This window comes from Microbacterium sp. 13-71-7, assembly GCF_002257455.1.
Lineage (GTDB): Bacteria > Actinomycetota > Actinomycetes > Actinomycetales > Microbacteriaceae > Microbacterium.
On record NZ_NCKN01000347.1, the window covers coordinates 1 to 2,973 of the forward strand.

6 protein-coding genes are annotated in these 2,973 nt (G+C 68.4%); 3 read left to right on the top strand and 3 right to left on the bottom strand.

What is annotated here, in order from left to right; genetic code table 11:
- From B7X32_RS19955 to B7X32_RS19965, 3 genes are all read left to right on the top strand, one after another.
- A partial coding sequence (locus B7X32_RS19955) for an HNH endonuclease signature motif containing protein (protein ID WP_292723756.1) occupies positions 1–360 on the top strand: 360 nt, incomplete at its 5' end.
- A gap of 107 nt (positions 361–467) precedes the next feature.
- Positions 468–842: a YbjQ family protein gene (locus tag B7X32_RS19960; protein WP_292723758.1), complete on the top strand. Its 375-nt coding sequence runs from the start codon at positions 468–470 to the stop codon at positions 840–842.
- Between the two features lie 80 nt (positions 843–922).
- Complete coding sequence (locus B7X32_RS19965) at positions 923–1,375, top strand: NUDIX hydrolase (RefSeq protein WP_292723760.1); 453 nt, start codon at positions 923–925, stop codon at positions 1,373–1,375.
- Positions 1,376–1,397: 22 nt separating this feature from the next.
- Here B7X32_RS19965 and B7X32_RS19970 read toward each other — a convergent pair whose 3' ends face one another.
- The 3 genes from B7X32_RS19970 to B7X32_RS19980 all read right to left on the bottom strand — a co-directional run.
- Positions 1,398–1,637, bottom strand: a complete 240-nt coding sequence (locus B7X32_RS19970) for a helix-turn-helix domain-containing protein (protein WP_292723762.1) — start codon at positions 1,635–1,637, stop codon at positions 1,398–1,400.
- Positions 1,634–2,380 carry a hypothetical protein gene (locus B7X32_RS19975; RefSeq protein WP_292723764.1) on the bottom strand — a complete coding sequence of 249 codons (747 nt, stop codon included), beginning with the start codon at positions 2,378–2,380 and terminating at the stop codon, positions 1,634–1,636. Before B7X32_RS19975 ends, B7X32_RS19970 begins: the two co-directional genes overlap by 4 nt.
- On the bottom strand, positions 2,380–2,973 hold a 594-nt coding region (locus B7X32_RS19980; protein ID WP_292723766.1), incomplete at its 5' end, for a hypothetical protein. The genes B7X32_RS19975 and B7X32_RS19980, both read right to left, overlap by 1 nt.

The following is a 2,973-nucleotide window of genomic DNA, read 5'->3' on the forward strand; positions in this document are numbered from 1 at the left end:
CTCGACGTGGGACGGGAATCACGCCTGTTCACCCCGAAACAACGCATCGGGCTCGCGGTCCGTGACGGCGGATGCCGATGGATCGGGTGCGACCGGCCCGCGTCGTATTGCGAAGCCCACCACATCGACGAATGGGCCCGCGACCAAGGCCGCACCGACATCGACCGCGGCATACTCCTCTGCCGCTTCCACCATATGGAGCTCCACCATGGCCGATGGCAGATCACCCGCCACGGCAAACACGACTTCGTCCTGCACCACCCTGACGGGCAACAGTCTGTGCTGCATCCGCGGCTTCCGCTCCGCTACGCGTGGGGCGACATCGACCCACCACCCAAACGATTCCACCCCGCCGCCTGATTCCGTGCGCGAAGCGGCGTGCCGTGAAGGGTGGCGGCACGGCCTTTCTCGGATCAGGGCGCGGAGACACAGGTGCGCCGATGCGTTCATCGTGCGACGATGAGCGCATGTTCATGGTGACGACGAACGACGTTCCCGGCTATCGCGTGACCCAGGTGCTCGGCGAGGTCATGGGCCTCACCGTGCGCTCCACGAACTTCGGGCAGGGCTTCACGGCCGGCTTCCGAGCGCTCGGCGGAGGCGAGATCCCCGAGTTCACGCAGCTCATGTACGAGAGCCGGTACGAGGTCATGAACCGTATGTGGGCCGAGGCGGTGCAGCGCGGAGCCAACGCCGTGATCGCGATGCGCTTCGACTCCGGCTCCCTCGGAAGCTTCAGCGAGATGTGCGCCTACGGCACGGCCGTCGTGATCCAGCCGGTCGACGGCGCCATGCCCGCCCCCGCGCAGCCCGCCGCCCCGCCGGCCCCTCCTGTGGCCTGATCGCGGTGGCGCAGCGCCGCGGAGATGGTGCGCCCGTCGAGATCGATCGCAGCCCCGCGGCCTCGGCGGAGGAGCGCATCGTGGGCGAACAGGGGGACCCGTCGTGGTTGCCCGCGGGCAGTCGCGTCCAGTGGGTCACCGGCGCCGTACCGCCGTCGCCTATGGGACTGGTGCGGTTGCTGATCCGAGACGATGATCGCGTCTTCTGCGTCCCCCGTGAGCGCAACGGCATGCTCGACCTCCCGACGCGCGAGGTGAGTGAGGCGGATCCGATCGGTCTGAAGGCGATCCTCGCCCTCAGCATCGACGTCACGGGCTCGGCAGAACCTCCGCGCTGGGTGGGCGCGGTGCGGAACGTCGTGCCTGATCCCTCCCAGGACTACGGATGGCCGGTCCCGATCGCGCATTTCGGAGTGTGGCAGGTCGAGAACGTGCCGCGCATCGACGGGCAATGGCTGGACGTGAAGGGGGAGACGTCGTCCCTGAAAGAACGGCACTGGTTCCCGCTGATCGCCGTCGCCGATCTGCCGTAGTCGGGCGAGTCCGCGCGGCGGCTCAGCCCCGCGGCGCGAGCACCAGCAGCTCTCCGACTTCGCACTGGAGCGCATCGCAGATCGCACGCAGGGTCGAGTAACGGATCGCGCGCGCCCGATCGTTCTTGAGGACCGAGAGGTTCACGATGCTCACCCCCACCCGCTCGCTCAGCTGCGTCAACGTCATCCCGCGGGCGGTGAGCAGCTCGTCGAGGCGGCAATGGATCCCCGTGTCCTCCTCGTCCTGCGCCGCCGGAGTCACACCAAGCCCTCCGTGTCCTTCTGCAGCTGGTCACGTTCCGACTGGAGCCGGAACCCCTGATGGAACACGGCGGCGAGCGCGGCGAGCGCGATCGCCCCGCCGATCGGGAGCCCGCTCGCCGAGAGCATGAACGCCTCGGGGTACCACGGAGAGCCGACCGGGAACACTTCGCGAAGAGCGAGGGTGCCAGTGATGTCGTTCAGCAGATCTCCCGCGACGCCCACCACGAGCAGGACGATCGCGCCGATGACGAGAGCGCGGATCACGGTGCGGTGGAACGCGCGCCCGCGGAGCGTCTGAAAGCAGATGAATGCGATCAGTGCTGCGGGGAGGGTCGAGACGATGAGCGTGCACGTCTGGGCGACGGCCACGAGGGCATGGATCCCTGCGCTGACGTTGAATACGCCGAAGTTGGACATCGACGTGGTCCGGCAGGTGATCGCCGGACCCTGGGCTTCCCCGTAGCTCACGCACGGGAAATCTGCGGGGAGCGGAATGCTGAGTGCCGGCCCGTCGATCTCCACCCAATCGACGGTGAAGGCCTTGAGCAGTATGACGATGAGCGCGAGCACCGACAACGCCACCCACCACCCGCCGAGAGACAGCGCCACGTCGAGGAACAGCGTTTCACTCCTCCGGCGCCTACCTCGCCAGAACGCGATCGCGCCGACGATCACGAGAACGCAGAAGGTGAGGCCGATCTGGGCTAGTGAGCCCCACAGGTCTCCCGAGTAGACGACCATCAGACCAGCCCCTCCGCGTCCTTCTGCAGGCGTGTGCCGAGCTGGAACGCGGTCGCGATGAGCGCGAGCGCGAAGCCCCAGCCGACGGGGGCGAGGTCGAACTGCGCGAGGAAGGGCCAAAGCACGTCGTGCACGCGCGGATCCGCCTCCGCGAGGTGACCGACGGCGATCGCGCGCCCGAAGGCGCCGGCGAGCTGACCGAGCACGCCTCCCGCGACGACGAGGCAGGCGGCGATGCCGATCGCGACCGACATCGAGCGCCGGAACGGACGCGACCAGATCAGCGACACCCCGAGCCGCCAGGCAACGGCGCACACCCCGACCGTTGCGAGAGCCGGCAGTGCACCCTCGAGAAGGAACAGCCAGCGCGCTTCCGCAGGGAGGCCGTCGATCGTCACGATCGCCGCGGAATAGCTTGAGGACAGCACGTCGGGCGCATCCTTCAGCGCACCGACTATGCCCCCGTCGTGGAGGGGGAAGGTGACGGCGACCGCGTCGCCGAAGAGGTCGACGCCGCGCAGGACGATCGCGACAACAGCAGCGATCGCGACGCTCACGGCGCCGGTCGCGATCAGTCCGAGGACGAACCCCTC